1 protein-coding gene is annotated in these 270 nt (G+C 70.7%); it reads right to left on the reverse strand.

The features are described from left to right. Nucleotides 1–270: SDR family NAD(P)-dependent oxidoreductase (locus E0702_RS17495; protein ID WP_132045781.1), on the reverse strand; the 270-nt coding region annotated here is incomplete at both ends.

The raw sequence follows: 270 nt of genomic DNA on the forward strand, positions 1-270 counted from the left end.
CGGTCAGGCGGGTCCGGATGAAGCCCGGGTTGGCCACCTGCACATCGACGCCGGTCTTGCGCAGGTCGCAATGCATGGCCTCGGCCATGGCCATCACCCCCGCCTTGGACGGACCGTATCCCGACGCCCCCGGCAGGCCGCGAAACCCCGACAGCGACCCGGTCAGCACGATATGGCCCGCATCCCGCGCCACCATGCCCGGCAGCACCGCACCGACGCAGCGCGCCGCCCCGGTGAAGTTGATGTCGCACATCGCCTCGACCTTCTCGG

The sequence above is a fragment of the Halomonas marinisediminis genome, from assembly GCF_004347715.1.
GTDB classification, from domain to species: domain Bacteria; phylum Pseudomonadota; class Gammaproteobacteria; order Pseudomonadales; family Halomonadaceae; genus Halomonas; species Halomonas icarae.